Origin of the sequence: Zeaxanthinibacter enoshimensis (assembly GCF_004362865.1) — a bacterium.
Lineage (GTDB): Bacteria > Bacteroidota > Bacteroidia > Flavobacteriales > Flavobacteriaceae > Zeaxanthinibacter > Zeaxanthinibacter enoshimensis.
On the sequence record NZ_SNYI01000001.1, the window covers coordinates 1232181 to 1258248 of the forward strand.

General features: G+C 46.6%; 19 protein-coding genes. 10 read left to right on the forward strand and 9 right to left on the reverse strand.

Annotated features, from left to right (window positions below):
- The 5 genes from CLV82_RS05425 to CLV82_RS05445 form a co-directional block, all read right to left on the reverse strand.
- A complete protein-coding gene (locus tag CLV82_RS05425) occupies nt 1-690 on the reverse strand; it encodes a hypothetical protein (RefSeq protein WP_243744147.1) in 690 nt (229 codons plus the stop codon).
- Nucleotides 687-4037 (reverse strand): alpha-amylase family glycosyl hydrolase, encoded by a 3351-nt coding sequence (locus CLV82_RS05430; protein ID WP_133643263.1) that lies wholly within the window; start codon nt 4035-4037, stop codon nt 687-689. The genes CLV82_RS05425 and CLV82_RS05430 overlap by 4 nt, the downstream gene beginning before the upstream one ends.
- A gap of 67 nt (nt 4038-4104) precedes the next feature.
- A complete protein-coding gene (locus CLV82_RS05435; RefSeq protein ID WP_133643264.1) occupies nt 4105-5499 on the reverse strand; it encodes a SusE domain-containing protein in 1395 nt (464 codons plus the stop codon).
- Nucleotides 5500-5511: 12 nt separating this feature from the next.
- Nucleotides 5512-7122 (reverse strand): RagB/SusD family nutrient uptake outer membrane protein, encoded by a 1611-nt coding sequence (locus CLV82_RS05440; RefSeq protein ID WP_133643265.1) that lies wholly within the window; start codon nt 7120-7122, stop codon nt 5512-5514.
- Between the two features lie 9 nt (nt 7123-7131).
- Nucleotides 7132-10092, reverse strand: a complete 2961-nt coding sequence (locus CLV82_RS05445) for a SusC/RagA family TonB-linked outer membrane protein (protein WP_133643266.1) — start codon at nt 10090-10092, stop codon at nt 7132-7134.
- Between the two features lie 601 nt (nt 10093-10693).
- Between CLV82_RS05445 and pgmB the strand changes: the two genes are divergently transcribed.
- From pgmB to CLV82_RS05465, 4 genes are read left to right on the forward strand one after another with little or no spacing between them, the layout of a single operon-like run.
- Complete coding sequence (gene pgmB / locus CLV82_RS05450) at nt 10694-11353, forward strand: beta-phosphoglucomutase (RefSeq protein ID WP_133643267.1); 660 nt, start codon at nt 10694-10696, stop codon at nt 11351-11353.
- The gene (locus tag CLV82_RS05455; protein WP_133643268.1) at nt 11350-13656 is read left to right on the forward strand and encodes a glycoside hydrolase family 65 protein; all 2307 of its coding nucleotides are present in this window, start codon (nt 11350-11352) and stop codon (nt 13654-13656) included. The genes pgmB and CLV82_RS05455 overlap by 4 nt, the downstream gene beginning before the upstream one ends.
- A gap of 22 nt (nt 13657-13678) precedes the next feature.
- Nucleotides 13679-15559: a glycoside hydrolase family 13 protein gene (locus CLV82_RS05460; protein WP_133643269.1), complete on the forward strand. Its 1881-nt coding sequence runs from the start codon at nt 13679-13681 to the stop codon at nt 15557-15559.
- Nucleotides 15560-15569: 10 nt separating this feature from the next.
- Nucleotides 15570-17456 carry an alpha-amylase family protein gene (locus tag CLV82_RS05465; protein WP_394346155.1) on the forward strand — a complete coding sequence of 629 codons (1887 nt, stop codon included), beginning with the start codon at nt 15570-15572 and terminating at the stop codon, nt 17454-17456.
- Nucleotides 17457-17499: 43 nt separating this feature from the next.
- Here the strand turns inward: CLV82_RS05465 and CLV82_RS05470 are convergent, their stop codons facing one another.
- Entirely contained in the window at nt 17500-17922 is a 423-nt protein-coding gene (locus CLV82_RS05470; RefSeq protein WP_133643271.1) for a hypothetical protein, read from the reverse strand.
- Between the two features lie 258 nt (nt 17923-18180).
- Here CLV82_RS05470 and CLV82_RS05475 point away from each other — a divergent pair, with 258 nt between their 5' ends.
- Nucleotides 18181-18885 (forward strand): glycerophosphodiester phosphodiesterase, encoded by a 705-nt coding sequence (locus CLV82_RS05475; RefSeq protein ID WP_243744148.1) that lies wholly within the window; start codon nt 18181-18183, stop codon nt 18883-18885.
- Nucleotides 18885-20168, forward strand: coding sequence for a BaiN/RdsA family NAD(P)/FAD-dependent oxidoreductase (locus CLV82_RS05480; RefSeq protein ID WP_133643273.1), 1284 nt, complete (start codon nt 18885-18887; stop codon nt 20166-20168). The genes CLV82_RS05475 and CLV82_RS05480 overlap by 1 nt, the downstream gene beginning before the upstream one ends.
- Here CLV82_RS05480 and CLV82_RS05485 read toward each other — a convergent pair.
- Nucleotides 20148-20876, reverse strand: coding sequence for an MIP/aquaporin family protein (locus CLV82_RS05485; protein WP_133643274.1), 729 nt, complete (start codon nt 20874-20876; stop codon nt 20148-20150). The two genes, CLV82_RS05480 and CLV82_RS05485, sit on opposite strands and share 21 nt — an antisense overlap.
- Nucleotides 20877-21068: 192 nt before the next feature.
- On the opposite strand from CLV82_RS05485, the gene CLV82_RS05490 reads away from it, so the two are divergent.
- On the forward strand, nt 21069-21620 hold the full coding sequence (locus tag CLV82_RS05490) for a DUF1697 domain-containing protein (RefSeq protein WP_133643275.1): 552 nt from the start codon (nt 21069-21071) through the stop codon (nt 21618-21620).
- 1 nt (nt 21621) lies between these two features.
- Here the strand turns inward: CLV82_RS05490 and CLV82_RS05495 are convergent, their stop codons facing one another.
- The gene (locus tag CLV82_RS05495) at nt 21622-22095 is read right to left on the reverse strand and encodes a TspO/MBR family protein (protein WP_133643276.1); all 474 of its coding nucleotides are present in this window, start codon (nt 22093-22095) and stop codon (nt 21622-21624) included.
- An 88-nt stretch (nt 22096-22183) separates the two neighbouring features.
- On the opposite strand from CLV82_RS05495, the gene CLV82_RS05500 reads away from it, so the two are divergent.
- Complete coding sequence (locus CLV82_RS05500; RefSeq protein ID WP_133643277.1) at nt 22184-23266, forward strand: diphosphomevalonate/mevalonate 3,5-bisphosphate decarboxylase family protein; 1083 nt, start codon at nt 22184-22186, stop codon at nt 23264-23266.
- 13 nt (nt 23267-23279) lie between these two features.
- On the opposite strand, the gene CLV82_RS05505 is transcribed toward CLV82_RS05500, so the two are convergent.
- The gene (locus CLV82_RS05505) at nt 23280-23972 is read right to left on the reverse strand and encodes a hypothetical protein (RefSeq protein WP_133643278.1); all 693 of its coding nucleotides are present in this window, start codon (nt 23970-23972) and stop codon (nt 23280-23282) included.
- 230 nt (nt 23973-24202) lie between these two features.
- Between CLV82_RS05505 and CLV82_RS05510 the strand changes: the two genes are divergently transcribed.
- Nucleotides 24203-25141 (forward strand): mevalonate kinase family protein, encoded by a 939-nt coding sequence (locus CLV82_RS05510; RefSeq protein WP_133643279.1) that lies wholly within the window; start codon nt 24203-24205, stop codon nt 25139-25141.
- 8 nt (nt 25142-25149) lie between these two features.
- Complete coding sequence (locus CLV82_RS05515) at nt 25150-26055, forward strand: geranylgeranylglycerol-phosphate geranylgeranyltransferase (protein WP_133643280.1); 906 nt, start codon at nt 25150-25152, stop codon at nt 26053-26055.
- The last annotated feature ends 13 nt before the right edge of the window (nt 26056-26068 follow it).

Sequence of the window (26068 nt, forward strand, 5' to 3'; positions counted from 1 at the left end):
TTAATTGGTCCTGAACTGGAACACCTGCGACTCCGTGGTATTGCCTGCCGAATCCCTGGTACTAATTCTCCAGTAATATACCTGCCCGCTTTCAACCACAACGGTCCTTGACTGTTCTGAAGTTATGCCGGATAAGGTCACCGGTGGATTAACCAGGTCTAGATATACCGCGTATTCTTCTATGTCTTCATCAATATCAGCTCCCGACCAGGTGAGAGTAATGCTGCCCGGATCTACGGCCGACCCTGATGAGGGGGAGATAACTTCGGCCGGGAATGGCGCATGGTTAGCGACAGGCTGGCCGGCATTGTAAAATTTCCAGACTGGACTTTCTGCAGTATCCGGGGAACCGGAGGCCTTAGAGATCACTTTCCAGGAATAAGGAGTTCCGCGTAGTATTGTGATATCCTGTTCGGTTTCCGAGGTGTTGGCCGTCTGCTGTACCCCTGTTTCCAGGTTCGTAACCACCAGCTGGTAGCTGTCCGTGTTTTGCGAAGCGTTCCACTGGAAATTAACTCTGCTTTCAGTATCCGAGATAATACTACCTTCCTGGCATTCGGTATTATCTTCCGGAAATATAAGGCTGGCCGCACTGGGTGGGACTACCGGTTCGGGTTTTGGATCACTATCCCCTCCGCTGCTGCAGGAAACTATCATTGCTGCCCAGGTCCAGAAAAGAAGCTTTTTCATAATATAAGAAGTTTATGGAATTGTTGTCCGTCTGTTGTTGTTATACCTACCAGGTAGGTGCCTTTTGCAAGCCCGGAGATATCGAGGATCATAGAAGCGGAAACTGATTCTTCCACTGTACTGAGTTGTATTCTCCCGCCCAGGTCATAAACATCGACCTGTACTCTTTCCCCTATGGAAGATTCCCCGAATTCAACGTTTAGCTGTTGGGAACTCACCGGGTTGGGATATAGTGGTGAACTACTGAGGTAGATGGTCTCCTCGTATACACCCTGGCACTCCTTGCCCGTAGACACCTTCAGTTTATTGGCGCCCCGTTTTAATGGAAGCTCATAATATTCCGAGGTGGTCGTATACTGCCTGCCATCAAGAGAAATCGTATACGTGCTGCCTCCTTTCAATTCCAGGGAAAGCAGTTTATTGCTGTTGTTTACCTTAGAACTGACCGACAGGTCTTCCGGTTCGGTGATCTCCAGCTCGTAGCACTGCTGGTAGCTGCTCTCGGAATCAACCGTAATGCATAAGGTGTACTGACCGGCAGTAAGACCATCGAATACCGACTGCTCTGTGAATTGCTGATCAGCGGATGTCGGTCCGGATAAATTAGCCGTGTAGGAGAGTGACTGATTGGCTATGACCGTTATACTCCCGTTGTCACTGCTCCTGCAGGTTTCACTTGCCGTTTCTATGGTAAAGTTATCCGCAGGCAGGTTAAAAACCACGCAACCATTAACGTCTACCATGGAGCCAAGGGGAGTGGCAGGGCAGTTGTCAAAGCTATTCTCTACCCCGTCATGGTCGTCATCCGGAATATTCTCGTCGGGGAATAAGGCAGTTGGATTATTACCGAAAATTCTGAATTCGCCCGGTTGCAGTTGGATGGATTTATTGGGGTCGGTGACTATATATTTACGGTTGCCGTTAAGGAATTCAAACCAAACTCCCGTCTCCTGGAATTCAGGGTTGATCTCCTGAACATCGACCCCGAAATTTCCTATGATGGTTACAAACCCGATTTCATCTGCTGTTGCAGATGCCAGGGCAAGATGTATCTTCTTTAGCCCATTCGAGTTCCCCAGGTCCAGGTCAAAATCAGTTGTTTCAAAAATAGGTTCGTTTATCCTGAGGCTAACCAGGTCTGCCCAGGTGTCATAGACTGCTTTGCGTGCAGGCTCGTCTGCATATTCCCACCGAATGGGTTTGTTGCCGACCCTGCCGTTGAAATCAATAGATACGTCATAACCCAGTTCCCCGAACTGCCAGATCATTTTAGGACCGGGGACCGTAAAGAAGAAAGCTCCTGCGGCTTCCATTCGTTGCAGGGCTGTGGCCAGGTTTTTCACGGAATAATTGTCTGGGCCCGAATTACCGAATTCAAGGTTTTTGAACATAAGTCGTTCTTCATCATGGCTCTCCATGTAAGAGACTGCCGATGGCCGTACAAATCCTTTCTGCAGGTAGGATACCCCGGAGAAATCTGATTTCCCGTTTTCATGGTACCCCAGGGTAGCTTCGTTATAAGGTTCCGTCAGCTTATTCCAGAGCATGATGCCCTTGCCTTCATCCTTGCGGTACTCTGCCCACAGGATCTCTTCCTGTATCCCTCCCAGGTGTTCAAATATGACGTAGAAGTCAGGATCTGAGGCCCACTGGGTATCAGCATATCCTTGCAACACTTCCACCCGGTCTTGCTGCAGGCTGTTCGTGCAGTTCTGGTCAGAAGGAGAACAGTTCTGGGTAAATCCTTTGGTCAGGTCCCAGCGCATGCCGTCTAACCGGAATTCTTCTATCCAGTAGGTCAGGGTCTGGTTGACATAATCCCGGGTGGCCTGGCTCTGGTGGTTAAAGTCGTTAAACACGCTGTAGGAGTGTTTGGCGGATGGATTAAAGAAGGGATTGTCCTGGCTGGCCTGTCCTCCTGTCCCCCCGTTATCTGTATTCCACATGCGGTAATAGGGGTGTTGACCGGAGGCGTGGTTGTACACCACATCCAGGATGACTGCCATTCCGCGGGCGTGCGCTTCATCGACCAGCTGTTTTAATGCATCGGCCGTACCGTAGTATTTATCCAGTGCCATATGGAAGGCAGGGTTATAGCCCCAGCTCTCGTTCCCGTCGAATTCATTGACCGGCATCAGCTCTATGGCGTTAACTCCCAATTCCTGCAGGTAATCTAACCTGGATCTGACTGCATCAAAACTGTGTAAAGCATCAAAATCACGGACCAGTAATTCATAGATCACCAGGTCTGTCTTCTTTGGTTTTTCAAAATCATTAACCTGCCAGTTATAGGGAGCATCACCGGTACGTAGAACCGTGATGGCATGCGATTGTCCCGCAGGATAGTCGGGCAGGGCCGGAAAAGTGGTTTCGTCAATGAAAGCGTCATTGCCATACCCATCCAGGACCAGGGTGGAGTAGGGGTCTGCTACGTTGATATCGTATTCCACAAGGTATTGGTACAGGTGGTTGGATTGGGGTGTGAGTCCTGTTAATTCAAGCCAGAATTGATCGGTAGCCGAATCTTTCTTCATAAGGTAATCGGGGTTGACCAACCAGTTGTTGAAGTCTCCGATCACGTGAACAAATTCCTTTCCCGGGGCGTAGAAGACCAGGGTCGCTTTTGTCGGATCTGATGGATCGGGATTGATCCCGTTTTTTAAGCCGGCAGGAACGGCTTCTTCCGTAACTGTAGGGGCAATGGCAGCCGTGAAGGATTCTTCAAGGGTATCACCTCCATTAGTGGCAGTAAGCCGGAAATTAGTGGTCTGGTTCACCACCAGGGTATAGGAATAGCTTTCCGTTGATGTTGCTGTATCGATAAGGACATCATCGGCATAAAGGTTCCAGTCTGATATTTCGGAGGCCGTAGCTTCAATGTCAAAACTGCTGCCCGCACTGACCACCGTTAAATCTTTGGAAGGGGAGGTAAGGCCGATCTGGTATCCACCAACATCATAGAGATAGTCTGTGGTCTGCTGGCTGCCATCTTTCGATTTTACCAGCAACCCGATCCTTGAAATCCCGGTGTCATTATAGAAAATGGCGGGGGTGAAGGTATAGGAATATGTCCCATCACCATTATCGGTAAATTTTGCAGATTCCGGGCTGTTTCCAAAATCTATTCCGGTAGCCTGGGCATTACCGGCAAAATTACCTGCAGAGTCAAAATACCAGGCCCAGAGATAGAGATCGTTCACGCCCCATTCTGCCATGGGATCAAAATCTGAAACGGTAACCGTGATCTCCGTATTCTCAGAGAAAACGGGAGGGTCTAATGTGATGGTCTGAGCTGCTGTAGTGAACAGTCCAATTAAGCAGAGGAAGAGAAAACCGTATAATCTCATAGTATTTTGTATTGAAACAAAAGGGCCGTAAAAAACGGCCCTTAAGCATTATAGGAATGAATTGAACTTACTTGGTGATAAAGGTGTAAGTAGGATCTGCTCCTGAAAAATCGAGCATGATATCATAGGTTCCGGCTGTAACCGCAATGTCTGCGCCATTAGCCTCAAGTGTACCGTCTGCTCCGTCATCACCCAGGTTAACACCCCAGTCCTCATTGATCCGGAACTTGATCATACCATCAATTAAAGTAACATTCTCCGCGATCCATTTGTCCTCGCCAAGCGGGGTGAACATGAAATCCGGTCCTGCATTACCCCAATCGTTATAACCTGAACCGACGATCCCCCATAAATCTGAACTTTCCAGCGTATAGGTGTTGTCGTTGAAATTTACGGTCAGGGTGTAGAACCCGGCAGTAACAGGGATATCAGCACCGCCGTTTTCAAGGGTGCCGTCAGCTCCGTCATCTCCAAAGTTAGTTCCCCAGTCATTGTTCAACCTTATTTTCATCAGGCCGTCCAGCAACTTAACACCGGCTTTCCAGGTGTCCGTAGTATAATCGTAGAACAACTTCGCATCAGGACCATTATTACCCCAGTCATTATAGGCAGATCCTACAACACCCCAGCTATATGGCTCAATTGTATAGGTGTTGGAATTAAGATCAAGAACAATTTTATAATCACCGGCAGTAACCATGATATCGGCACCTCCAGGTTCCAGGGTTCCGTCTGCCCCGTCATCACCCAGGTTATTACCCCAGTCATTATTCTCGCGGAACTTCATTGCCCCATCCTTCAGATTCACATAGGCTACAAAAACATCGGCTTGATCCGTAGTGTAGAAAGGTAGGTCTGGTCCTGCATTGCCCCAGTCATTGGCAGCGGAACCGACAACTCCCCAGCTCGATTTCTCAACGCCGGATCCACCTCCGCCAGAAGATGCTTCTACCATTACGATATTAAGAGGCATCAGGTCAGAAACTGAAGACGCATTATTGACTGCATCAGCACTTCCTACGAAGGCTTTAACGCGGAAATACACAACCCCGCTGTTATTCGGCTGACCATCCGGACCATTAGTATTCGGATCGGCATCAAGCCCCATTGCTGTGGCAAGTGCGATCAGGTTGTTAATGGTAACGGCGTGGTTGGTCTCATTCAGAGTTCCGGAACTGTAATCCACAGTACTGAAATCTTCATTGACAGAACCTTCTACTACATAGCTCACTGTGGTTGGAGCACCAAAATCGGGTTTATTCCATACAAAACGCTCTGCAATATTTGTCCGGCTGTCAGCTGACAGCAAATAGGTGTCTGAGGCGTTATTTGTAAAACTTATCGCCTCACTGGGTTCCTGGGCAGTAAAGATGAGGTAATCCTCCTTGTCACAGGCAACCATCCCGAAGGTCAATACAAGGACCCCCATGAATATCTTTAAATAATTTGTAAATGCTTTCATAATTGTTCAGTATTAGTAACCTTCGTTTTGAGTTAGATTGGTGTTGATTAAAAGTACGTTTTCCGGTAAGGGGAATATTTTACGGAAACTCTCTACGGCTCTTCCGTTCTGGGCACCTCCCTTAAAAGGCCAGAGATAAGATCCTGTAGTGAACAGGTTGAAGCGGATCAGGTCTGTCCTTCTCAGTCCTTCCCAATGGAGCTCCCTTGATCGTTCTGCCAGTACAAAATCCGGGTCTATATCTGCAGATGTTATGGTGGGTGCACCTGCCCTGGTCCTCAGTTCGTTTACCAGTGAAGTGGCCTTTGCCATATCTCCGCCTGCACCCCTGGCCACTGCTTCCGCATAGTTCAGGTATACCTCGGCTAATCGGATCAAAGGAAGATCGATATCCGCGAAGTCTCCGGAAGTATCACTACCCTGCTGCCCGTTAATATCTACATTTTTGAATTTGGCCAAAGCGTAACCATCTTCAAAGGTATTGGCAATGGTTTCAATTTCGTAGTTCTGGCCTTCGGTAAAGAATTGTGCCCTGGCATCATTCCATGCTACCGGGTGGTTGTTTCCGTCCCGCTCAGTAACAGCATAATCAAACTGATCGACAAAGCCCTTGGTAGTGCGATAACCGCTCCAGCCCCCGTTTACCCCGAAGAGTACAGGATCCATATCCCCTCCAAGCGGTGCATGGGTAAGGAAAGTAGTTCCCCCGAACGTCTGCTGGTTAATACCGTCAAAGGTCAGTACAAACAGGAACTCGTTCTGCGCCCCGTTGGTATCATTATCCGCAAGGAACAGTTCGTCATAGGCAGACCCATTACCATTGCCATCATTAGTGTTAATGCTATAACTGCTGTTAATGACCTTGTCTGCGTTAGTGATCACATCGGCATAGCGGTTCTGACCTACGAATTCTTCTGCGTTCAGGTATAACCTGGAAAGCAATGCCCAGGCAGCAGCCTGGTCTACGCGTCCATATTCATTGCTTCCGGGTGATTTAAGGTCACTTTCAATGCCTTGCAGTTCACTTTCGATAAAAGCAAAGATCTCTTCCCTGTTGCTCTGCTCCGGTAAAGCTGTTGTGATTTCGGTTACCAGGGGAACGTTCGCAAACAGGTCCATCAGGTTGTAATAAGCGTAAGCCCTGATAAATCGTGCTTCGGCGATGTAGGCCGCAACTTCGGCATCATCGGACAATACCGCAGCATTGGAGATGAAGGAATTGGAGAAAGAAACTACCTGCGACAGTCGGAAATACATCGCTGTGGTAAAGTCGTTCCCTGCTCCCCAGTTCATCGCATGCAGGTTGGGCAGTCCCGGGTCTCCCCAGCCGACTACCGCGTGGTCTGTCGTAAGTTCGTTCAGGTTAAACAACATCCGCGAGAATTGAGAGAATCCCTCGTCAACCCCGCTGATATCTGCCTGGCCCGCCGGACCTTGCTGACCTGTCAATGCCAACCCTGCATAGAGTTTAGCCAGGGCACCTTTTGCCTCCTGTGCATTCTTATATACGTCTACTTCTGTAAACAGGTCCGGATCTATAGGTGTCTGGTCCAGATCGCTGGTGCAGGCATTGATGCCGAACAGCAGCAAGAGGCCTCCCAATAATAGTGTGTACTTTTTCATGGCTGTATTTTAAAAGTTGATATCTAAACCGATGGTCAATACCCGCGGTCTTGGATAAAAATTATTGTCGATTCCGCCTGTGATCTCCGGGTCAAGTCCGTTGTAATTGGTCACGACCAACAGGTTCTGCCCCGATGCATAAAAACGCAGCGGATTGCCAAAGAAACCTTCTGCCAGGGTGTATCCTAAAGTTATATTATCGAGCCTGAAAAAAGAGGCATTTTCGATAAAGTAGTCACTCAGGAGGTTGGTCTCTGTAAACTGCTGGAATTCTGTCCTTAGGTAGTCTGCAGGGATGTTCCTGAGAATGTCATTAGAAAAGACCCCGTTGAGTGCAGTGGTACTGGCTACGTTATTGTAGTTGTAGTTACCAATACTGGCTCGGGAGACTGCTGAAAAATCCCAGTTCTTATAGGTAAGGTTAGTGCTCAGACCCATCAGGACGTCAGCATATGGATTCTTGTACAGGTAACGGTCTTCCGAGTTGATCTGCCCGTCGTCGTTAAGGTCTGCATAAGCACCTTCAATAGGCTTCCCGTTAGCATCGTAGATCTGTTTGTAGACATAGTACGAGAAAGGAGCAGCTCCTACCTGGTGACGCTGAATAGTGTTACCAACACCTCCCGATATGCCTCCGACCTCCTGGGTGTCAGGAAGACGAGTGATCTCGTTATCGTTGACAGATATATTGTAATTGATGCTCCATTCCAGGTCCTGGGTGCGGACGGGTACCAGGTTGAGTTCTACCTCGACCCCACGGTTCTCCATATCCCCGATGTTCGCGCTGATCGTATTCCCGAAATTCGTAAAAGGGTCAACTACCGTAGTGGCGATAAGGTCTTCCGTCGTTTTGATATAAGCGTTAACAGAACCAGAGATTCGGCTTTCCAGGACAGCAAAGTCGATACCGGCATTCAGGGTATTACCGACCTCCCAACGAAGATCTTCATTGATCGGTTCCGGGCGGTAGGTCCTGTAGAAAGAGTCACCGAACTGGTACTGGGCACTCGGAGTACTGATCACGTAACGGGTCAGGAAGTTGTAATCTCCAAGGCCGTTCACGTTTCCAACTTCTCCATAACCGACACGAAGTTTCAGCTGGTCAAAGGGACCTTCTGCAAGGAAATCCTCGTTGTGGATGTTCCAGGCCAAAGCCGCTGACGGGAAGTAGCCCCACCGGTCATCCGGGTTCAGTTTGGAAGAAGCATCTGCCCTTAAGGTGGCTGTCAGCAGGTACCTCCCGTCAAAATCGTAATTAAGTCGCCCAAAATAGGACAGCAATACATTACGGGACTTGTCGATGAAGGTTTCATTAAGGGAAGCCTCGTCGTTAAGAGAACCATCTGCATTGAGAATGCGCTCCACGTTATTGGAAAAGTTGTCGAATTCAAATCGCTGGTACGAATACCCCCCGGTTACATCCAGGTTGTGGTCTCCGAATTCTTTTTTGTAGTTCAGGTAAGCATCGAACAGGTAGTTCTTAGCTTCCTGGGTATATTGTTCTGTACGGCCATCGTATCCGGTGGCTGCAGTGGGGAAATTATTTGGAATGATTTTCCCTCCCTCACTTTTAGAGAGATCGTAACCCCCGTTCACCGTGGCGGTTAAACCGGGAACCCAGTGCAACTGGTAATCGGCCTTCAGGTTACCGACAAAACGATCTACGGTTGCCTGGTCATCGATGAGGTCCAGGATGGCTACCGGGTTAGTGGGAGCAAGGTTCAGCTGGTTGGTCCCTGCAGCATTCAGCCAGGTGTAATAGCCGAAATCGGTCCCGTTCTCATCGGTAAATGCATAAAAGGGTGAATTCTGATCGTATACCGGCTTGGTGGGATCAAAGGATACTGCTGATCCGATAGCACCCCTGTCAGCAAAGGTATTCTCAGTACGTGCAACCCTTGCATTTATCTCGAATTTCAGATGATCATCGAGTAACCTTGGTGTCAGGTTTACAGAAGCAGTTACACGGTTAAAGTTATCACCGCTCAGGATCCCATCCTGGTCAGAGTAACCCAATGATGCTCTCAACGGAACCCCGAATGCAGCCCCTACAGCACTGAGCGAGTGGTCTGATCCAAAGGCGGTACGGTAGATCAGGTCTTGCCAGTCTGTAGAAGCACTGCCCAGGCGGTCTATGAAATCCTGGTTCCCGGTGTCCCTTACCAGTTTCCTGAATTGCGCTGGGTTAAGAACATCTACTTGGTTCACTGGCTCAAATACAGAGGTATTGGTTCTCAGGTTAAATGAGAATTCACCGGCTTTTCCTTTTTTAGTCGTGATCAATACCACCCCGTTGGCGGCCCTTGATCCATAAATGGAGGTGGCCGATGCATCTTTCAGTACGCTGATGGCCTCGATATCATTAGGGTTGATAAGGTTTAGCGGGTTACGGCTTCCTCCAACACCACCGTCATTAAGTGGGACCCCGTCCACAACGAAAAGTGGATTCGAGTTGAGGTTCAGAGATCCAATACCCCGGACGAGGAAATTTGAACCTTCCCCGGGAGCTCCTCCACCGTTAACGATAGAGACTCCGGCTACCTTACCCTGGATCAGCTGTTGGGGAGAAGATACCTGCCCCTTATTAAAGTCCTTGGACGTTACCAGATTAACCGCTCCTGTAAGATCTTCCTTCCGGACAGAGCCATACCCGATGACCACCACTTCGTCCAGTTGTTCTGTGTCTTCCTGCAGGGTGACATTGAGTTCCGAACCGGTAACCCTGATTTCTTTTGTTTTAAAGGCGATGTAAGAGAACTGCAGAATGTCCCCGTTCTGGGCATTAATCGAATAATTACCGTCAAAATCGGTTGTTGTACCGGTGGTAGTACCCTTGATGACGATACTTACCCCGGGTAGTGGTTCCCCCGAACCACTATCGGTAACCGTACCACTGACATTCACCTGGGCCAGCATCAGAGCAGGCACAAGGAACAGCAGCAGTGACAGATACTGCTTAACTTGTTTCATAGAAGTGAGTTTAGTTTGCTTATTATTGAGCTTAACGCGGCGTAAAGTATGTAAAATTAATGTTAAATTCATGCAATAATGGGCAATGCGGCTAACTCTAACGTTTTCGTGTTGATAAATATATAAAGGATTAATTCTGCACCATTTTTAAGGATATGGTAAAAAAAATGCGCAAAACCATGAAAAATTCAATAAAAAGCAAAATTTAACATAATTGAGCAATTATGTTCTTCTGCGGGTTGCTGTAAGGACGGATGGATACTCTAAAAATAAGAGCCGGCGGGCATTCCGGACATAATCGTGCCATTTGTGAAATTGATCAGTCCTTGTATGAAATATTGAATCCACCGTGTCATGAAAACGTTTTCGGAAAGAGGAGGCCTATATGCTCGCTTTCTCACAAGGTCCCGTACTTAAAATTAATTTCTATTTTTGGCGCAGTCCGATCCCCTGCTACCTACTTGCCAAAGGGGTGTTTGACCAGAGTGTTAATGATTAACAATCTCCCGCTGCTTTGCCTGTTGTTCATACCAGGGCAATGAATTTATATGTAATGTTTGTCTGGATCAGGTCGCGGTGGAGGTGAGAATAAACGTAATAAATGAAAAATATAGGATTCATATTTGACCTGGATGGTGTCATCGTTGATACTGCCGGATATCACTACCTGGCCTGGAAAAAACTGGCCGATGAACTGGGTATACCATTTGATGAAGAGGCCAACGAGGCTTTTAAAGGGGTGAGCAGAAAACGCTGCCTGCAGCAGTTGCTGGAGATGGGTCAGCTGACCGTTTCCAAAGAACAATTTGACGCCTGGCTGATCTCTAAAAATGAAGACTATTTATCGTATATTGAAGGCATGGATTCTTCAGAGATCCTGCCCGGGGTGATGAAGGTCCTGGATTACCTGAAAGAGCGAGATATACCTATGGCATTAGGTTCTGCCAGTAAGAATGCCAGGGCTATCCTGGCAAAAGTGGGGCTTACCGAATATTTTGATACCGTGGTAGACGGGAAAGCCGTAACCAAGGCAAAACCTGATCCGGAGGTCTTCCTGATCGCTGCTGAGGAACTGGGAGCTGATGTGAAATCTTGCGTGGTCTTTGAAGATGCCCTGGCGGGAATAGAAGCTGCGAATACTGCCGGGATGGTAAGTATAGGCATTGGTCACCCGGATATACTGACCGAAGCAGATTATAATTTTAAAGATTTCACCGAGATCGAATTAGCGTTTATAAAAGAATTAATACAGAAGTTATGAATCAAGATTACATCATTGCAGATGCATGGTCCATTATAGAAGAAGGTTTTGACAAAGAGAGAGTAAAATCGTCTGAAAGTCTGTTCAGTATAGGGAACGGTGCCATGGGGCAACGGGCCAATTTCGAGGAAAATTACAGTGGCCCGACTTTCCAGGGGAGTTATATAGGCGGAGTCTATTACCCGGATAAGACCCGGGTTGGCTGGTGGAAGAATGGTTACCCGGAATATTTCGCCAAAGTGATCAATGCTCCCAGCTGGATCGGTATCCAGGTATTTATCAATGATGAGGAATTAGATCTGAACAGCTGTACGGCAGTTGATAATTACAAGCGGGAACTGAACATGAAAGAGGGATGGCACAGGCGGAGTTTTGAGGCCACCATGCCGAATAAAATGAAGGTGGCAGTCAGGGCTACCCGCTTTCTGAGTATGGCTTTGGATGAAGTAGGGGCCATCAAATACGAAGTTACCCCTCTTAGCGGGGATGCAAAGGTCAAATTTATTCCATACCTGGATAGTGGTATCACAAACGAGGATACTAACTGGGATGATAAATTCTGGAATACTACGGAAGTGCTTTCAGAAGGGTCGCAGGCCTTTATCAAAGCCCATACCATGAAGACCCACTTTGATACCTGTACCTTCATGGAATGCAGCCTGGAATACGATGGGAACAAGGTTGATCAAAAACCAGAAGAACGTACAGAAGAGAAATGGGTTGGCCATACATACACCCAGGAAACTGCTCAAGGTAAAACAACCGTACTTTATAAATTCGGTGGATATACGGTATCCCGGAACCATAAACCGGGAGAACTGGTCGACGCAGCAAAATCTGTTCTCAGGCAGGCTACCACGGCAGGCTTTGAGGCGATGCTAAAACAACAGGCGGAAGCCTGGGCTTCTATCTGGGAAATGAGCGATATCACTATAGAAGGAGACGTGAAGGCACAGCAGGGTATCCGTTTCAATATATTCCACCTGAACCAGACCTACACGGGGAAAGATTCCCGGCTGAATATAGGTCCGAAAGGATTTACCGGGGAGAAATACGGCGGAAGCACCTATTGGGATACCGAGGCATACGGACTTCCTTTTTATATGTCGACCAAGGACCAACTGGTGGCGAGGAAACTTTTAAAGTACCGCTATAACCATTTGGAAAAAGCCATAGAAAACGCTAAAAAACTCGGGTTTAATAATGGCGCTGCCCTTTACCCTATGGTCACCATGAACGGTGAGGAATGTCATAACGAGTGGGAAATTACCTTTGAAGAGATCCATCGGAACGGGGCCATTGCCTATGCCATCTACAACTATTACCGATATACCGGTGACTACAGCTATATCCCTGAAATGGGCCTGGAAGTACTTATCGGAATAGCGAGGTTCTGGCACCAGCGAGCTAGTTTCTCTGAACATAAACAGAAGTACGTTATTCTCGGTGTCACAGGACCGAACGAATATGAGAATAATGTGAACAATAACTGGTACACCAATTACATTGCCAAGTGGTGTATAAATTATACCCTTGAACAGCTACAGAAAGTCAAGGATGGTTACTCCGAAGATTACGAGAGAATAACAGGGAAGACCAAACTCAGTCCGACCGAAACAGAGAAGTGGAAGAAGGTGGCAGACCAAATGTATTTCCCGTATTCTGAAGAGAAAGGGATCTATCTGCAGCAGGATGGCTTCCTTGACAAGGAGCTGATCACCGTGGCAGATTTAGATAAGAAACAACGTCCGATCAACCAGAAATGGAGCTGGGACCGAATACTTAGATCGCCCTATATTAAGCAGGCAGATGTGCTACAGGGCTTCTATTTCTTCGAGGACCATTTCACAGAGGAAGAACTCGAGAAACATTTTGATTTTTACGAGCCCTTTACTGTTCACGAATCCTCGTTATCTCCCTGTGTTCACAGTATACAGGCTGCCAAGCTGGACCGGATGGAACAAGCTTATGCTTTCTACCTGAGAACATCCCGCCTGGACCTGGATGATTATAATAAGGAAGTGGAAGAAGGACTTCATATTACTTCTATGGCCGGAACATGGATGAGTATTGTTGAAGGATTTGGAGGGATGCGGATCCGGAATGATAAATTATCATTTAACCCCAGGATTCCGAAGCAATGGAAATCCTATTCCTTCAAGATCAACTTCAGGGACAGGATACTTAAGGTTCATATCAGCAAGGAAAGGACAGTTCTTACCCTGGATGCGAAAGAGGAAATGTCTTTGCGTCTAAACGGACAGAAGGTAGTGCTTCAGCCGGGGACTGCAACTGAAGTTTAGTGGCATCATTAAGTAAATTTCTATGAAGCAGGGCATGAACAGGTCTATTGTATTCAATTTTGTCTATGTATTATTTCTTTTAGCCACAATGACGGTAAGCGCCCAGGTAAATCGTGTTGAACCTCCAAACTGGTGGGTGGGGTTTAAGGATAATGGTCTCCAGCTGATGCTTCATGGGCCTGACCTGGGTAGTTACACGGCTAAAGTAGAAAGTCCGGGGGTGGTGGTCCGAAAGGTCCTCCCTGCAGACAGTCCTAATTACCTTATTATTGACCTGGAACTGTCTTCAGAAGTCCGGCCCGGGGTTATGGATATTGTACTTCTGAAGAAGGGGAAAGAGATCCGGGTTCCTTACGAATTTAAAGCGAGGGATAAAGCGGCTGAAGAATATAAGGGTTTTGACAGCAGTGATGTGATTTACCTCATCACACCAGACCGTTTTGCAAACGGTAATCCTGCCAATGATAAGATCGAAGGCCTTAGGGAGTTAAAAGTGGACCGTACTGATGATTACGGCAGGCATGGGGGTGATATCCGGGGAATCATCAACCACCTGGATTATATAGACGAGATGGGCTTCACGGCAATCTGGTCCAGTCCACTGCTTATCAATGATATGCCCAGGGCCTCTTACCATGGTTACGCAATAACCGATTTCTATCGTGTGGATCCGAGGTTCGGTACTCTTGAAGAGTATAAGGAACTGGCCGAGAAATCGTCCGAACGCGGTATTAAACTGGTGATGGACCAGGTGGCTAATCATATAGGAGTTAAGCACTGGTGGATGGAAGACCTGCCTTTTAAAGACTGGATACATTTCCAGCAGGGCTTTGAAAAGGGGGAAGATATTCCAGTGACCAATCATAGAAGGACCGTAAACCAGGATCCTTATGCTTCAAAGGCAGACGCAGAGCTCATGGATAATGGTTGGTTTGTGCCCTCCATGCCGGATCTCAACCAGGATAACCCTTTTATGGCTACCTATCTTATCCAGAACAGTCTTTGGTGGATAGAAACCCTAGGGTTAGGGGGGATCAGGCAGGATACATATCCCTACCCGGACAAGGAATTTATGTCTGCCTGGGCCGGCAGGATCATGGATGAATACCCGGATTTCAATATAGTTGGCGAAGAGTGGAGTTATAATCCCTTATTAGTCGGGTACTGGCAATCGGGATCGCCCTCTTCCGGGGATTACGAGTCTAATCTGAAAACAACCATGGATTTCCCCCTGCAGCAGACCCTGGTCAATGCTTTGAAGGAGGAAGAGAGATGGGATAGCGGGTTCAATACCCTTTATGAAGCACTTGCCAATGATTTTTATTACCACGATCCCCAATCCATAATGCTATTCGGGGATAACCATGATATGGACCGTCTATTCACCCAGCTTGATGAGGACCGGGTACTTACGAAGATGGCCCTGGCTTATATCCTTACGGTTCCCAGGATACCACAGGTGTATTACGGAACAGAAATTTTGATGGATAATTCCAGTAAACCAGGTGATCATGGTCTTATCAGGACTGATTTTCCCGGCGGATGGGATGGGGATAAGATAAATGCCTTCACCGGAAAAGGTTTAAGTGCTGCTCAGCAAGACATGCAGCAGACCATGAAAAAATTACTGAATTTCAGAAAAGGAAACCAGGTACTTCACAAGGGTGAAACCAGGCATTTTGCTCCCCAGGATGGGGTGTACACCTTGTTCAGAACTTTAAACGAGAAAACGGTAGTCCTGTTTCTGAACAAGAACGATGAACCTGTATTAATCCCGCTGCAACGATACTCCGAAATGGGGTTAGAGGGGAAAAAGATGAGAGATGTGATCAGTGGAGAGGAAGTGATATGGGAAGACATGTTGCAACTCGATGAAAAAGGCTTTTTATTACTCACCTTATAACACACCACTTTTGTACAAGACATTTGTAAGTTTATTGGTAATCCTGACGGTATTGTTTGCTTCCTGCCGTCCGGAAAAAAGGAAAGAGGAAGCCCAAAGCATCAGCACGACTATGAAGAAGGATCATAAAATTGTCATTTACCAGGTTTTTACCCGGCTATTCGGGAATACCAACACCACCAACAAACAATGGGGAACCTTGGAGGAGAACGGTGTGGGTAAATTCAACGATTTCACTGAAAAAGCCCTGCAGGAGATTGTAGACCTGGGGGTTACCCATATCTGGTATACCGGTGTGCCACATCATGCTTTAGTTACAGATTACAGCGAGTACGGGATTTCTCCCGATGACCCGGATGTTGTTAAAGGGAGGGCAGGGTCTCCTTATGCCGTTAAGGATTATTACAATGTGAACCCTGACCTGGCCGTGAACCCGGAGAATCGTCTGAAGGAGTTCCAGGACCTGATTGCCAGGACGCATGATGCCGGTTTAGAATTACTGATCGATATAGTACCCAATCACGTCGCTCGCTTTTATGAAGGGAAAAGCACTCCTGAAGGAAAGCAACCTTTTGGCGCCACTGATGATCCTTCGGTAGAATATCGCCGGGACAATAATTTTTACTACATGCCGGGGCAGGAATTCCAGGTGCCCGACGGTAAGGGGAAGTACAAACCCCTTGGAGGGGAGGCCCACCCGCTGACCGATGGTAAATTCACGGAAGTACCTGCTAAATGGACAGGAAACGGGGCCAGGAAAGCCCGGCCGGATTTGGACGACTGGTACGAGACCGTAAAGATAAATTACGGGGTGAGACCTGATGGAGGACTGGATTTTGAAACTCTACCGGAAGGATATGGGGAGAAGGATCACCAGGAGCACTTTCGGTTCTGGGAAGGTAAAGATGTACCGTCTTCCTGGGTGAAATTCAGGGATATTGTGCTTTACTGGTTGGATATGGGGGTCGATGGTTTCCGTTTTGATATGGCAGAAATGGTGCCGGTGGCATTCTGGAGCTACCTCAATTCGCATATCAAGAATAGAAACCCGGAAGCATTGCTACTTGCAGAGGTTTATAATCCCGGTCTTTACAGGGATTATATCCATAAAGGAAAAATGGATTATCTGTACGACAAGGTTGAGTTCTATGACAGCCTGAAACACATCATGCAAGGCCATGGATGGACAGATCATATGCCGGTAGTGGTGGATGGGTTGAAAGATATTGAACATCATATGTTACATTTTCTTGAAAATCATGACGAACAGCGTATCGCCAGCCCGGATTTTGCCGGGAATGCGCTGATCGGGAAACCCGCTATGGTGGTATCAGCGACCATGACCACTTCTCCTACTATGGTCTATTTTGGCCAGGAGGTAGGTGAGCCTGCCCGGGAACACGCCGGGTTCGGTAGTCCGACCCGGACTTCGATCTTTGACTATATCGGGGTGCCGGCACACCAGAGGTGGATGAACGAAGGAAAGTTTGACGGGGGGCAGTTGAGCCCGGAAGAGAAGAAGCTGAGGGACTTTTACAAGCGATTGCTGAATTTCACCATACAGAGCAAAGCCCTTATGGGAGAATACCGGGATATTCATTATTATAACCGTGATAATACGGAGCACTATAACTACAGGGTGCTTTCCTATGCCAGGTACCAGGGAGATGAAAAATTGATCATTACCACGAATTTTGATACTGCTACCACGCACCGGTTTAACCTGAAGCTTCCCCCGGAGCTTATTAATGAATGGGCATTAAAGGATGGGAGCTATTTGTTGGTCGACCAGTTATACGGGGAGAACCAAAAAACCCTCAAGGTAAAGGATGGCGCTGCCAGCGTTGATGTTGTTTTAAAACCGCTGGAATCTTTTATATACAGGATTATGGAATAAAAAAAACCCGGTTCAGAACCGGGTTTTTTAGTGATAGTAATTTTCAGGCCGCCTTAGGTGTCGTTTTCTGGTATACCAGCCCGATCACCGCCCCGACCACTCCGTAGAAGAAGATATTGATGATTCCTTCCACGATGGTACCCGTCATATCCATGATCTCAGTAGTAGCAAACCACAGCAGACCTAAGCCGAAACCGGTAAATACCCCGATCCACATACCGAATTTAAAACCACTGCCAGCACTGGGAGCTCCATGAGCATAAGCTCCGTAGATGGTGCTTAATGCGAAAGCTGCGATCAGGTTAGCCAAAGCGATCAGACCGATGTTCATCGGGTCCTTGGAGACATCAGCTAGGCTGTGTTCTGCATAAAAATCTGCAGTAGCAAATCCCCAGATGAGGTAACCCAATAAAAAGGTCACCAGGAAACCGGCCAGAGTGGCCAGTAAATTCTGCTTAGAGAACATAATAAAATGGTTTAGTTGGTTAATAATGAATTAAATGTATGAAAATATATTTAACATATTCTCAATATATTTCTAATTTAATAAGAATTCCATAATCTTAAACAAAGATCCAGGTCTTGGTTTAACCCACGGAAAATTGAAATGCTTGTTGTATTTTTGATGGTTTAGAAATAGCTTAAACCGGACTATTTACAAAAACCATCGCCAATGTTTACACGCAGATTTTCCTTTAGCATCTTATTCATTTCACTTTTATTTATGAACTGTAATACCCAGGATTCCATGATGATCATCGGCCACAGAGGTGCCATGGGGCACGAAACAGAAAATTCCATTGCCTCTATTGAGAAGGCCCTGGAACTGGGGGTGGATATGATCGAGATAGATGTGTTCAAAATTAAGAGTGGTGAAGTGGTAGTGTTTCACGATGATAATGTGGAACGTCTAACCAATGGTGCCGGGGCCATCGAATCCTACTACATTGTTGACCTTAAGCGCCTTTCCCTGGAGGGGGGGCACCAGATCCCAATGTTGCAGGATGTTCTGAAAACAATTGATCATAAGACCAGGTTGAATATTGAATTAAAGGGAGCAAATACTGCAGACCGTGTAAATTTTATAATCCAGCATTACGTGGAACGGCAGGGGTGGAAACAGGAAGATTTCCTGATCTCCAGCTTCCGGTGGGATGAGCTCAGGGAGATGCGGAAGAAAAATCCAGATATCGCTATCGCGGTGCTGACAGATGATGACCCGGAGAAGGCTATAGAGGTTGCAAAGGAACTCAATGCAGTGGCTATTAACCCGAATTACAAGAAGCTGAATACTGAAAATATAAAGGCCATACATGATGCAGGTTTTAAGATCTATACCTGGACTGTAAATAAGCCAGAGGATATTGAACGGATGCGCGAACTTGGCGTGGATGGTATCTTTACTGATTACCCGGATAGAGCACGCTGATGTATGATGTAATAGTGATAGGAGGAGGAGCTGCAGGGTTTTATGGTGCTATCCATATTGCCCGCCAGTTGCCGGGCAGCCGGGTAGCCATCCTTGAGCGGGGGAAACAGGTTCTCAGCAAGGTGCGTGTATCCGGTGGGGGGCGATGTAATGTTACTCATGCCCAGTACGATCCAAAGGCCCTGGTAAGACAATATCCCAGGGGGAATAAAGAAATGCTGGGTCCCTTTTTCACGCATGCCTGTGGCGACACCCAGGCATTCTTTGAAGAATTAGGAGTTGCGCTAAAGACCGAGGAGGACGGGCGGATGTTCCCGGTTTCGGATTCTTCCCAAACCATCATCGATGCCTTAATGAGCGAGGTAGGCCGGTTGGGAATTGAGCTTCACAGAAGTACCGGGGTACAAGGAATCGAGCAAATTCCCACCGCTCCGGGTGTGAATACCACCCGCTGGGAAGTTAAGACCGGCGACCAGGCCTTTTTAGCAAAGAAAATATTTATAGCCACGGGCAGTAGCCCTAAGATGTGGGATATGCTTCAGGCATTAGGGCACCGAATTGTACCACCTGTACCTTCACTGTTTACCTTTAATATTGAGGACTCGAGAATAAAGGATATTCCCGGTCTCAGTACCCACGCCATAGTAAAAGTGGTTCCGGGTAAGAAAGACACTCAGCTCGGAGGAGTAGCACTGGAAGCAGAAGGCCCTTTACTGATAACGCATTGGGGCCTTAGTGGGCCTGCAATCCTGAAACTTTCTGCCTGGGGAGCAAGGGATTTATCTTCCCTGCAGTATAATTTTAAAATTCGAGTCAATTGGTTGCCTGGATCTACTGACCTGGCTTTAGAAGATCTTCTCCTTCAACAGAAGTCGGCCACCCCCAGGAAAACTATCCTGAAAACGAACCCCGTTGAGATTCCGAAGCGTTTATGGATAAGGTTAGCGGTAGGAGCCGGTGTCGGTGCGGATCAGAATTGGGCTGAACTCAGTAAAAAGCAATTACAGGATCTTAAAGCACAGTTACTACAGTGCGAATTTAATGTAAGAGGTAAAAGTACCTTCAAGGAAGAATTCGTCACGGCAGGGGGTATAGACCTGAAGGATATTAATTTTAAGACTTTTGAAAGTAAAATTTTGCCGGGGCTTTATTTTGCCGGTGAAGTAATTAATGTGGATGCAGTAACAGGCGGCTATAACTTTCAGAATGCCTGGACAGGGGCATACCTGGCAGCATTGGCAATATCGGAATCCCTGCGTGCTTCAGCTGATAAGCAAGGCTAACAGTGCGGCTATAGTACCGCCAATGACGGGCCCGACCACCGGTATCCAGGAATAGCTCCAGTCACTCTTTCCTTTGTCCTTGATCGGTAAAACTGCATGCATGATACGGGGTCCCAGGTCCCTGGCAGGGTTGATCGCGTACCCGGTGGTACCGCCCAGCGAGAGACCAATACCCCAAACGGTAAAAGCGACCGGGATGGCACCCAGGGAACCAAGCCCTATCAGGGTGTCAGTAGATGTAATGGTTGCGTCAGTAAAAAAGAGTACCGCGAAGATCAGGACAAAGGTGCCCACGATTTCACTTAGCAGATTATACCTGGTATTCCGGATGGCGGGAATCGTGCAGAACACAGCAAGTTTTATGGATTTATCTTCCGTGATCTCAAAATGGTTCCTGTGCATCAGCCAGACGAGGCTGCTGCCGGCCATTGCACCGAGCAATTGAGCAAGAATATAGGGCAAAACATCTGCCCAGGAAAAGAGACCTGCAACTGCCAGGCCAATACTTACGGCTGGATTCAGGTGTGCCCCACTGTAAGGAGCTGCCACCACCACGCCTACATATACGGCAAAAGCCCAGGCTGTGGTAATAACGATCCAGCCGGAATTCTGCCCTTTGGTGCCCTCCAGGATGACATTGGCAACAACTCCGCATCCGAGGAGCATAAGCAGGAAAGTTCCCATAAATTCGGCTATTAATGGCTGCATTTCGGTATTTGGTTTAGTCGGTTAACAGGAATTTCTGAAAAATTCCAAGAATGGTCTTTAAGGTCGGGGAAATATCTTTTATACCCTGCTTTCCTAGATGTTTTTAAATGTAACAGAATTTTTAATCACTTCATAATGTACTTCGAGGGAGGTAATATAATTTAATATATTGCTCTGCATAATAGCAGTTTTATGAATGGGTATGTGGCTCTTTTGAGGGGTGTGAATGTCAGCGGGAAGAACAGGATTAAGATGGCAGATCTTCGCCTTAATATGGAACGATTGGGAGCAAAAAATGTCAGTACCTATATTCAGAGCGGGAACCTGGTCTTTAACCATGACCCTTCCAATACCCAGGATATTAAAAAAGAACTGGGAAAGATGCTCCTGGAAGAACATGGGGTGGATACTGTAGTATTTTTATATAGTTCAGCAGAGTTTATCAAGATTGCACAGGATAACTCCTTTTTGGAAAGTAAAGGGATAGATGAAAAACAGGTGGGCATAGTCTTCCTGGAAGAAATACCGGGAAAACATGCCATGAATGAGCTGGAGCAATGCACTTTCAAAAATGAATCTTTGATCGTCCGTGATCGGCATATCTGCATCCACTGCAGGGCTGGTTTTGGCCGGGCAGAAGTCACTAATAATTTCCTTGAAAAACGACTTGCGGTAAAGGCTACCACAAGGAACGCCAGAACGGTTAAGAAACTGGTTCAGCTGGTGCAAGAGCTGCCGGGGTAAGTCAGTTCAGCATCCAGATTTGGTAATTCAATACAGTGGCAAAGCATACCCAGAAGAAATAGGGAACCAGTAACAGGGCTGCTGTTTTACTGACTACCTTAAACCATTTGTAGGTCAGGGCGATAAAAACCAGCAGCAACAAGATTACGATAAGTCCTCCCAGGGGATTCATAAACCCGAAAAAGACTATACTCCACAGCCCGTTTAACAGCAATTGAAAAATAAAATGATAGAGGGCCGTCTTAACCCAGAGGTGGTGAAAACCCTTAGACCATACGATCCCCGCTGCGATTCCCATAAGGATGTACAATACAGTCCAGACAGGGCCGAAGACCCAGTTAGGCGGATTAAAAGAAGGTTTATTCAGGGTTGTAAACCAGTCGCCTACAGAGGATTGTGTGGCGTAACCTGAAAGGAATCCGATCAAAAGGCAAATGCTCACAGATATCAGGATGTATATCAATTTTTTCTTCATAGAATTTACCGGATCTTCCGAACTAAATTAGGAAATATATTTAATTCATTAGAGGTGAAAATAAAGCATACATTATCTTTGCCGAGGTATGAAGGAAAATGATTTTAAAGGAAAACTTCCGGCACATAAATTGCCAGGAGGAGTTTATAAGTGGAAGGCTCCGAGCAATATAGCATTGGTAAAGTACTGGGGTAAACGCCCCCCGCAGATACCGGCCAATCCATCTATAAGTTTAACCCTTGATCATTGCGCTACCAGGACAGAGCTTCATTATGAACCATTGGAATCGGCATCAGAGGATTGTCAATTTGAAATATTCCTGGATGGGGTGGCCAATGACAGCTTCCGTCCAAAGATCGCTACCTTCCTGGAGCGAATTGCGCCTTACCTACCTTTTACCCGGCATTACAAGTACCGAATTGAAACCAGTAATTCTTTTCCTCACAGCAGTGGTATAGCCAGTTCAGCCAGTGGAATGGCGGCATTATCTCTTTGTTTTCTCTCCCTGGAAAGAGAATTGTTTCCGGAAATGGATGAGTCTTATTTTTTAAGAAAAGCTTCTTTCCTCTCCAGGTTGGGCTCCGGGAGTGCCAGTCGAAGTACGGAAGGCCCTCTTATGCAATGGGGGTACCACAAGGAGGTGGCCGGAAGTTCTGATCTTTACGCCATCAAATATCCTTTTCCTATTCACGAAATATTCAGAAATTTTCACGACACTATCTTGTTAGTGGATAAGGGTTCTAAGCAAGTGAGCAGTACGGTAGGACACCAGTTAATGCACGATCACCCCTTCGCGGAAAATCGTTTTTTGCAGGCCGAGAGAAACCTGGAGAAGCTACAACCTGTACTGGCGGATGGAGATCTGGAACGATTTATTGCAATTGTAGAATCGGAGGCGCTGGCATTACACGCTATGATGATGACCAGCAGTCCCTATTTTATGCTCATGAAGCCGAATACCCTGGAGATCCTTAACAAGATCTGGGCTTATCGTCAGGAAACCAGGCGTCCGGTATGTTTCACCCTGGATGCAGGTGCAAATGTACATTTGCTTTACCCGGACCATATTGCAGGAGAAGTACAGCAATGGATTAAATCTGAGCTGGCCGACTTCTGTGAGAACGGGCAGTATATCCATGACCGGGTAGGGGCCGGGGCCACCTCCATTTAGGAATTTAGCCTCGTTATTTAAAATTTACCTTAAGCTTGTTGGCGGTAGTATGCTGTACAATATACGTCAGTAGAGCATACAGGAATGTGGTCATTCCCGTCATTTCAAGGAATTCTTCTATAGTATAGTAAAGGGCATAGGTATAGTTTTTATCGCCCATCAACTCGCTTTGTTTACCACCCAGCATTTCCATTCCCAGTGAACCCGAAAGAAAGAGAATTCCTGAAAGCAGGATCAGGAACTGGATTTTCCGTGGCAGCCGGTACATAAATGGGATCATAATTATACCCAGGATAAACAAAAGAACACTATAAGGTATTATCCAGGCGTAATATAAGTAGCCGGACAACTCAAAGTTTTCACGCATCAACGGGATCAGCCGCTCATGGATAGAAGCCGTTTCATCAATGGCCAGGAATAGAAATACTCCTGAAAGGATCAGCCAGCATCTTCTGTTCCTGCTATCTTTTTCCATACCGTTATAGATGTAGTAAAGGGCAGCGGAACACAATAGGATCAGGATGGTAGAAAAGAGGGTGGGGATATTCGCTTCAGTATTAAAATCGAACAATTCCCCCAGAGAAAGTAATACCCTGTTTTCTGAATTTAGTTTTGACAGTATAGAAAATAAATTCCCGACCGACAGTATGAGGGTAAAGCCCAGCAGGTACTTCAGGATATGGTAGGGGGAAAGGTTTACAGACATAGTAGGTTATGATTGGTAATGCAAATAACGATTTCACAGAGAAAATCTTATATATAATTCGATGAAGGGAACCTGATTTCGATAAATAGGTGAAAAGCCTTGATTATCAATGGAATTTCCGGGCGTATATTTCTGAAAATTTTAGGACTACTTTCCCGTGTATTTGGCGTAATTCGTTGTAGGAAGCATATTTAGTCGTATTTTTGTAAAGTAATATGACCATTTCTAAGATGAAAGGACCCCTGTTTTACTCTAAGATCCTGCTCTTTGGCGAGTACGGGATCATTAAGGATTCCAAAGGTTTATCAATTCCTTATAACTTCTTCAAAGGCGCACTCAAGACCGATGAAAACCCGTCGGAGGCCGCAAAAAAGTCAAATGAGAGTCTCAGGAATTTTGCAAAATACCTGGAGAACCTGCAGCAGGAGGAAGCTGCGTTGGTTTCATTTGACCTGGAAGCACTTAACAACGATATCGCGGGAGGAATGTATTTTGACAGTTCTATACCGCAGGGTTATGGCATAGGAAGTAGTGGTGCCCTGGTAGCTGCCATTTACGATAAATATGCCCTCGACAAGATAACCGTACTGGAGAACCTGACACGAGAGAAACTGGTACAGCTGAAGACTATTTTCGGGAAAATGGAATCTTTCTTCCATGGAAAGTCTTCCGGGCTTGATCCGTTGAATAGTTACCTGAGTCTGCCTATCCTGATCAATTCACAAGACAATATAGAATCTACAAGTATTCCTTCCCAGAATCCTGAGGGGAAAGGAGCGGTATTCCTGCTGGATAGCGGGATAACTGGTGAAACTGCCCCTATGGTCCAGATCTTTATGGAGAAAATGAAACAGGATGGTTTCAGGACTGTACTGAAAGAGCAGTTCATCAAACATACCGATGCCTGTGTGGAAGATTTTATCAGCGGAAATGTAAAAAGCCTGTTCGGGAATTTGAAACAACTTTCCCGGGTGGTTCTCAACCACTTTACCCCAATGATCCCTGAAGAGTTCCATACGCTATGGAAAGAGGGAATAGAGACCAATACATATTACCTGAAACTATGTGGTTCAGGTGGCGGGGGGTATATCCTTGGATTTACAGAGGACCTGGAAAAAGCTAAAGCAGCTCTGAAAGGGCATCGCCTGGAAGTAGTATACAACTTCTAGGAAACGCCATGCTCAGCAGAAAGAACAAACTACTGCTGCTTAAAGCATTAAGCCTTTTTTCTATTGTAAGGGGATACAATATCCTTATCATCGCCCTGGCCCAGTACCTGGCGTCCATATATATCCTGGCTCATAATCTGCCTGTAAAGAGGGTCATACTGGATGGTCAGCTGTTTGCCCTGGTGGCGGCTTCTGCCCTCGTGATCGCTGCAGGTTATATCATCAACAGTTTTTACGACTCGGAAAAGGACCTGATTAACAAACCCAGGAAGAGTATGTTGGACCGACTGGTAGCTCAACGGACCAAACTGAGCGCCTATTTCGTCCTTAATTTTATGTCTGTATTCCTGGCGAGTTATGTCTCATTCCGCGCGGTGGTATTTTTTTCTGCTTATATTTTTGGAATCTGGTTATACTCCCATAAACTGAAGCGCCTCCCTTTTGTCGGGAACTTTATTTCAGCCACCCTGGCCATAGCTCCTTTCTTTGCTGTTTTCGTCTATTACAAGAATTTTGACACGGTCATCTTTGTCCATGCCCTTTTCCTGTTTCTCCTGATCCTGGCCCGCGAGATGATCAAGGACTTGGAGAATATTACAGGGGATATGGCCCAGAACTATCGTACAGTCCCGGTTATTTACGGGACCCGGTTCTCCAAAATATGTATTAGTATTTTAGTATTGATAACATTGCTACCCGCACTATTGCTCATAGTCAGGTTCGAGGTAGGGTATATGTACCTCTATTTTATAGCCAGCGTGGTTTTCCTGGTGATATTCCTGGTTCTCTTATGGAAATCGGTGACCAAGAAACATTTCATCTACCTGCATAACATCCTGAAGTTTATTATTGTACTAGGGGTGTTCAGTATCCTCCTGATCGATGTAGACCTGGTGCTGAGCAGATTCTTCTGATATTTCTTCCAGG

Bases quoted from the DNA above. Each gene is read 5' to 3' on its own strand.
- CLV82_RS05480 (WP_133643273.1), top strand. From the start codon at position 18,885: ATGTATGATGTAATAGTGATAGGAGGAGGAGCTGCAGGGTTTTATGGT.
- CLV82_RS05510 (WP_133643279.1), top strand. From the start codon at position 24,203: ATGAAAGGACCCCTGTTTTACTCTAAGATCCTGCTCTTTGGCGAGTAC.
- CLV82_RS05475 (WP_243744148.1), top strand. From the start codon at position 18,181: ATGAACTGTAATACCCAGGATTCCATGATGATCATCGGCCACAGAGGT.
- CLV82_RS05460 (WP_133643269.1), top strand. From the start codon at position 13,679: ATGAAGCAGGGCATGAACAGGTCTATTGTATTCAATTTTGTCTATGTA.
- CLV82_RS05440 (WP_133643265.1), bottom strand. From the start codon at position 7,122: ATGAAAAAGTACACACTATTATTGGGAGGCCTCTTGCTGCTGTTCGGC.
- CLV82_RS05445 (WP_133643266.1), bottom strand. From the start codon at position 10,092: ATGAAACAAGTTAAGCAGTATCTGTCACTGCTGCTGTTCCTTGTGCCT.
- CLV82_RS05490 (WP_133643275.1), top strand. From the start codon at position 21,069: ATGAATGGGTATGTGGCTCTTTTGAGGGGTGTGAATGTCAGCGGGAAG.
- pgmB (WP_133643267.1), top strand. From the start codon at position 10,694: ATGAAAAATATAGGATTCATATTTGACCTGGATGGTGTCATCGTTGAT.
- CLV82_RS05505 (WP_133643278.1), bottom strand. From the start codon at position 23,972: ATGTCTGTAAACCTTTCCCCCTACCATATCCTGAAGTACCTGCTGGGC.
- CLV82_RS05495 (WP_133643276.1), bottom strand. From the start codon at position 22,095: ATGAAGAAAAAATTGATATACATCCTGATATCTGTGAGCATTTGCCTT.
- CLV82_RS05425 (WP_243744147.1), bottom strand. From the start codon at position 690: ATGAAAAAGCTTCTTTTCTGGACCTGGGCAGCAATGATAGTTTCCTGC.
- CLV82_RS05515 (WP_133643280.1), top strand. From the start codon at position 25,150: ATGCTCAGCAGAAAGAACAAACTACTGCTGCTTAAAGCATTAAGCCTT.
- CLV82_RS05430 (WP_133643263.1), bottom strand. From the start codon at position 4,037: ATGAGATTATACGGTTTTCTCTTCCTCTGCTTAATTGGACTGTTCACT.
- CLV82_RS05470 (WP_133643271.1), bottom strand. From the start codon at position 17,922: ATGTTCTCTAAGCAGAATTTACTGGCCACTCTGGCCGGTTTCCTGGTG.
- CLV82_RS05435 (WP_133643264.1), bottom strand. From the start codon at position 5,499: ATGAAAGCATTTACAAATTATTTAAAGATATTCATGGGGGTCCTTGTA.
- CLV82_RS05455 (WP_133643268.1), top strand. From the start codon at position 11,350: ATGAATCAAGATTACATCATTGCAGATGCATGGTCCATTATAGAAGAA.
- CLV82_RS05485 (WP_133643274.1), bottom strand. From the start codon at position 20,876: ATGCAGCCATTAATAGCCGAATTTATGGGAACTTTCCTGCTTATGCTC.
- CLV82_RS05500 (WP_133643277.1), top strand. From the start codon at position 22,184: ATGAAGGAAAATGATTTTAAAGGAAAACTTCCGGCACATAAATTGCCA.